This window comes from Streptomyces sp. T39 (assembly GCF_008042045.1).
In the GTDB taxonomy this organism is placed as follows: domain Bacteria; phylum Actinomycetota; class Actinomycetes; order Streptomycetales; family Streptomycetaceae; genus Streptomyces.
Map to the genome: position 1 here is coordinate 1 of NZ_RDBP01000061.1, position 4756 is coordinate 4756.

The following is a 4756-nucleotide window of genomic DNA, read 5'->3' on the forward strand; positions in this document are numbered from 1 at the left end:
CGGCGTGGGGAGGGGACCTGCGGGATGCGTACGGTCGTTCATGAGGGTCCTTTCATCGGGTGGGGGCGGGTGAAAGGCGGCGCGGCACCCGGAGGGTGTCGAGCCGGGTCCGGTGGTGGTGCAGGCGCCGGCTGAAGCCGGTCCAGTCGCGGCGTCCGGTCCAGGCGGTCTCGGCCAGGGCGCAGAGCCGGGGGAAGGCGAGGTACTCGGCGTGCGCCCCGGTGGGGACGTACTCGGTCCACAGCTGGCCCTGGGTGCCGAGGACCCGCGAGCTCTCCTCGGGGCTCCAGCGCGCCGGCGCGGGATCGGTGTCGTGGACGGCGCGCAGGTCGACGACGTGGCCGGGCTGGCCGGGGGGTTCGTCCGGGCCGGCCGACTGGGGGTAGTCGAGGTAGGTGGTGCGGTGCGGGGCCATCACGACGTCGTGGCCCCGCCGGGCGGCGGCCCGGCCGTGGTCGGTGTCGAGCCAGGCCATGACCGTGAACCAGGGCGGGAGGTCGGTCCCGGTCCCGGTCCAGGCGACCGGGGTGCGCCCCGCGTCGAGGACATGGCGGCCGGCCCGGTCCATCAGCCAGCCGTGCAGCGCGCCGGGCCCGGCGAGGCCCTCCTCGGCGACCCGGCGCAGCGCGGCCGGGGCCGTGTGCCATTCGGTCGTGGGGCACTCATCGCCCCCGAGGTGCACATGGGGCGAGGGGAAGACGTCCATCACCTCGTCGAGGACGGTGCGGCAGAAGGCGAGTGCGTCGTCGTGCACGCCGAGGACGGTGTCGCAGACCCCCCAGCGGTCCCAGACGCCGAGTGTGCGGTCCGGACGGTTGCCGAGGTGGGGGTAGGCGGCGAGGGCAGCCCGGACGTGGCCGGGCATCTCGATCTCGGGCACGACGGTGACCCCGCGTTCGGCCGCGTGCCGTACCAGACGGCGGAGTTCGGCGGTCGTGTAGGCGCCGCCGTGGGGGTGGCCGCCGACTTCGGTGAGCCGGGGCAGGGCGGGGACGGGCATCCGCCAGCCCTGGTCGTCGGTGAGGTGGAGGTGGAGGACGTTGAGCTTGTGCAGGGCGAGGAGGTCGACCCAGCGGTGGAGGAAGGACACCGGGCGGAACCTGCGGGCCACGTCGAGCATGGCGCCGCGCCAGGGGAAGCGCGGGGCGTCGGTGATCGTGACCCCGGGCACGCTCCACGGGACGCCGCGCACCGGACGGTCCGACAGGGCCTGCGGCGGCAGGAGCTGACGCAGCGTCTGGACGCCCGCGGTCAGTCCCCGGGGGCCGCCGGCGGCGAGGCGCACGCCGTCGGGGCCGGTGGTGAGGCGGTACCCCTCGTCGCCGAGCCGGCGCAGCGCCGGGTCGAGGGCGAGGACGACTTCGCCGTCGGACCGTTCGGGCAGCGCGAGCCCGGTGGCCGGCGCGAGCAGCGTCCGCAGCAGCCGGGCCGCGCCTTCGGCGCCGGGGGCCGGCGCGAGAGCGGTCGCGCCGTCGAAGGTGAACCGGCCGGATGCGGCGGTGAGGTGTGCGGGCTGCGGCACGAGGTGGGGCAGGGAGGTGCGCAGGGCTGTGCTCATCACGGGTACCTCGATGGGCGGTAGGGAGAGCCGAGGAGGACGGAAGCCTCCACCTCACCTGACCAATTGGTCAACTGGTCAGACGCAATGAGCAGAAGGTGGCATAGACCAATCGCAGCGTCAAGCCTCCACGATTCCTTTGATACAGCCCCCGGTTGGCGATCCGCCGGAGCCGGATAGGATGACCTGCACCATCTGACCAGTTGACCAGTCAGGACGCAGAACGGCGTCGTACGAGGGGCGGCCCGCCATGAACGACGGCTCTTCCGGCAGGCTGCTGAAGCGGGAACGGGTCCGGGAGCACCTGCTCGGACTGATCGAGGGCCGCCGCCCCGGCGATCCGATCCCCTCCGAGCGCACCCTCTGCACCGAACTCGGCGTCTCGCGCCCGACCCTGCGCGCCGCGGCCGACGAACTGGTCGCGACCGGCGTACTGGTGCGCGAGCACGGACGCGGCATGTTCGTCGCCCCCGACAAGATCACCCAGCAACTCGCTCCGGACGACGCCGCCTTCACCGTGCCGCGGGCCTCCGGCAGCTGGTCGGGCACGGTGCTGGAGAGCGCGGTGCGGCCGGCCGGCGCCCGTATCGGCCGCAGGCTGGAGATGTCCCCGGCCGCCGGCCTGCTCTACGTCGCGCGGCTCCGCCTGGTGGACGGCGCCCCCATGGCCATCGAGCATCTGCACATCCCGGCCGGCCTGGTGCCCGCCGCCCTCGCCCCGGCGGAGCTGGAGTCGGGCGAGCTCTACGACCATCTGCGGGACAACCACGGCGTCCACGTCGAGGAGGCCACGCAGTCCATCGAGCCGACCGTGGTCAGCGAGGCCGAGGCGGCGCTCCTCGGGGTCCCGGTGCTCTCCCCCGCCCTGCTGATCGAACGTCTCACCCGCGACTCGTCGGGCCGCCCCGTCGAGTACGTGCACTCGGTGTACCGGGGCGACCGCTACCGGTTCGTCTCCCGGCTGGACTTCAGCCGGGACGGGACGGTGACCTCGTCCGCCGAGGGGAATGCATACTGACGGGCGTTCGCAGCCGGACGCCGGAAGGACGCGCGATGGAACTCAAACGGGAGCGGGTGCGGGAGCATCTGCTCACCGTGATCGAGGGCCGCCGTCCCGGCGACGCCATCCCGTCCGAGCGCACCCTCTGCGCCGAACTGGGCGTCTCGCGGCCCACCCTGCGCGCGGCCGTCGACGAACTCGTCGCCACCGGGCTGCTCGTGCGGGAACACGGCCGGGGGATGTTCGTGGCGCCCTCGAAGGTCACCCAGGAGCTGGTGTCGGACGGCGCTGCGGCGGCCGCCGCCACGGGCGGGTGGACGAGCAGGGTGCTGGAGTCGCGGTCCGCTCCCGCCGGGGCGCGGATCGCCCGGAAGCTCGACGTCTCCCCCGCCGCCGTGCTGCTGCACGTGACCCGGCTGCGGCTGACCGGCGATGCGCCCATCGCGCTGGAGCATCTGCACATCCCCCGGGACCTGGTGCCGGGGCTGACGGCCGCCGGCATGGAGGGCGGATTCCACGCCCTCCTGCGGGAGCGGTACGGCATCCACCCCGCGCACGCGGTCCAGTCCATCGAACCGACCGTGCTGAGCAGGGAGGAGGCCGGCCTGCTGGGCGTGCCGGAACTGTCGCCCGCGCTGCTCTTCGACCGCACCACCTCCGACGCCGACGGCCGCCCCGTCGAGTACGTCCGCGCCCTGTACCGGGGCGACCGCTACCGGATCGTCTCCCGACTCGCCCTCGGCCGCGGCGCACCCGGCACCGGGGCACCGCACCCGGGGGCGTGGCGGGGGCAGGCCACCCGGGGTACTGACGGCGGGTGACGGGGTGGGGGCCGCCCGGGAGGCGTGCATGCGGGTGACGGAGCGTGGCGGAGGGAAGGCCGCCCGGTGCCTCGACGGCGGCTGACAAAGCGTCGCGGGGCAGACCACCCGGGCCCGCACCGCGGCTGACGGAGCGCCGCCGGGCCGGCCACCCGGGCCCGCACCGCGACTGACGGAGCGCCGCCGGGCCGGCCACCCGGGCCCGCACCGCGACTGACGGAGCGCCGCCGGGCCGGCCACCCGGGGGCGTGCATGCGACTGACAAGGCGTCGCGGGTGCGGACCGCCCCGGGGCAGGACGGCGACTGACGGGGCGTCCCGGGACACGCCACCCGGGTCGGGCCGCCGGGGCGTGCCCGCCCCGGCCCGAAGGCGGGTACGCGACCGACCGCCGGCGTCGCCGTGCACGGCGGGTGCGGCGCGGCGCGCGCTCGGTTCCGCGCGCCGAGGCGGGGCGCTCGGGTCCGTCCTGCGCCGAGCGGGCGGGCGGCCCGCCGGCGGCGGGCCGCCCGCCGCGTCAGCGCAGGACGGACCCGAGCAGAGGCTCCCCGGTGACCGCCGGGTCGGCGGTCCAGGCCGTCATCAGATCGCGCCGGGCGCGGGCCACCCGGGACCGGACCGTGCCCACCGGGCATCCGGCGGCCTCCGCCGCCTCCGCGTACGACAGACCCACCATCTGGGTCAGGACGAACGCCTCCCTGCGACCGAACTCCATGGTGCGCAGCGTGTCGTGGACCGCTATCGACTCCTCGAAGCCGGGCAGGTGCCGGGGCTGCGCCCGGTCCGCCGCGGCCTGCCAGTCGGCGGTGTCCGCGATCAGGGGCCGGGCGGCGGCGGCGCGGTGGCGGTCGACCGCGACCCGGCGGGCGATGGCCAGCAGCCAGGAACGGGCACAGGAGCGGCCGGCGAACCCGGCCAGCCCCGAGAGGGCCCGCAGATACGTCTCCTGGGCGAGGTCGTCGGCGCCGGGCACGTCGGAGGTGAGGTGCGCGAGGAACCTCCGCACGTCGTCGTAGGTGGCCCTGACGAAGCGTTCCGCGGCGTCCTGGTCGCCGCGGGCGGCCTGCAGCGCCCAGGCGGTGATATCGATGTCACGAGAGGTGTTCCTGCGGGGCGCGCGGTGCCGCGGCTCGGTGAGCACGCGGCGCTGCGCCGGTAAGCGGGCAAGCGTCATCGCGAGTCGTCCTTCGGCTCATGACGGGGCCCGCGGCATGCCGCGCACCGGGGCGGACGGTGCTCGCGGCCCCGTGCCCCCGCCCGCGGCTGCCGCGCGATCCGGCGCGCGGCGCGACCCGGGCGGACCTCATCGGCAGGAGACGCGCGCCCGGGGGCGGGGCGGGGCAAGTGGGAGAGGGCGTGGTCGGACCGGGAGGGGCGG

Annotated in this window: 4 protein-coding genes; 2 read left to right on the forward strand and 2 right to left on the reverse strand. The window is 75.8% G+C overall.

Going from position 1 to position 4756, the window contains the following annotated elements:
- Positions 1-52 precede the first annotated feature (52 nt).
- Positions 53-1558, reverse strand: coding sequence for a beta-N-acetylhexosaminidase (locus EAO77_RS34860; RefSeq protein WP_147992334.1), 1506 nt, complete (start codon positions 1556-1558; stop codon positions 53-55).
- A gap of 250 nt (positions 1559-1808) precedes the next feature.
- Here EAO77_RS34860 and EAO77_RS34865 point away from each other — a divergent pair, with 250 nt between their 5' ends.
- Both EAO77_RS34865 and EAO77_RS34870 read left to right on the forward strand, forming a co-directional pair.
- Positions 1809-2576 (forward strand): GntR family transcriptional regulator, encoded by a 768-nt coding sequence (locus EAO77_RS34865; protein ID WP_147992335.1) that lies wholly within the window; start codon positions 1809-1811, stop codon positions 2574-2576.
- A gap of 35 nt (positions 2577-2611) precedes the next feature.
- Positions 2612-3379, forward strand: a complete 768-nt coding sequence (locus EAO77_RS34870; RefSeq protein WP_147992336.1) for a GntR family transcriptional regulator — start codon at positions 2612-2614, stop codon at positions 3377-3379.
- Between the two features lie 516 nt (positions 3380-3895).
- On the opposite strand, the gene EAO77_RS34875 is transcribed toward EAO77_RS34870, so the two are convergent.
- A complete protein-coding gene (locus EAO77_RS34875) occupies positions 3896-4552 on the reverse strand; it encodes a sigma-70 family RNA polymerase sigma factor (protein ID WP_147992337.1) in 657 nt (218 codons plus the stop codon).
- Positions 4553-4756: the final 204 nt, after the last annotated feature.

Bases quoted from the DNA above. Each gene is read 5' to 3' on its own strand.
- EAO77_RS34865 (WP_147992335.1), top strand. From the start codon at position 1,809: ATGAACGACGGCTCTTCCGGCAGGCTGCTGAAGCGGGAACGGGTCCGG.
- EAO77_RS34875 (WP_147992337.1), bottom strand. From the start codon at position 4,552: ATGACGCTTGCCCGCTTACCGGCGCAGCGCCGCGTGCTCACCGAGCCG.
- EAO77_RS34860 (WP_147992334.1), bottom strand. From the start codon at position 1,558: ATGAGCACAGCCCTGCGCACCTCCCTGCCCCACCTCGTGCCGCAGCCC.
- EAO77_RS34870 (WP_147992336.1), top strand. From the start codon at position 2,612: ATGGAACTCAAACGGGAGCGGGTGCGGGAGCATCTGCTCACCGTGATC.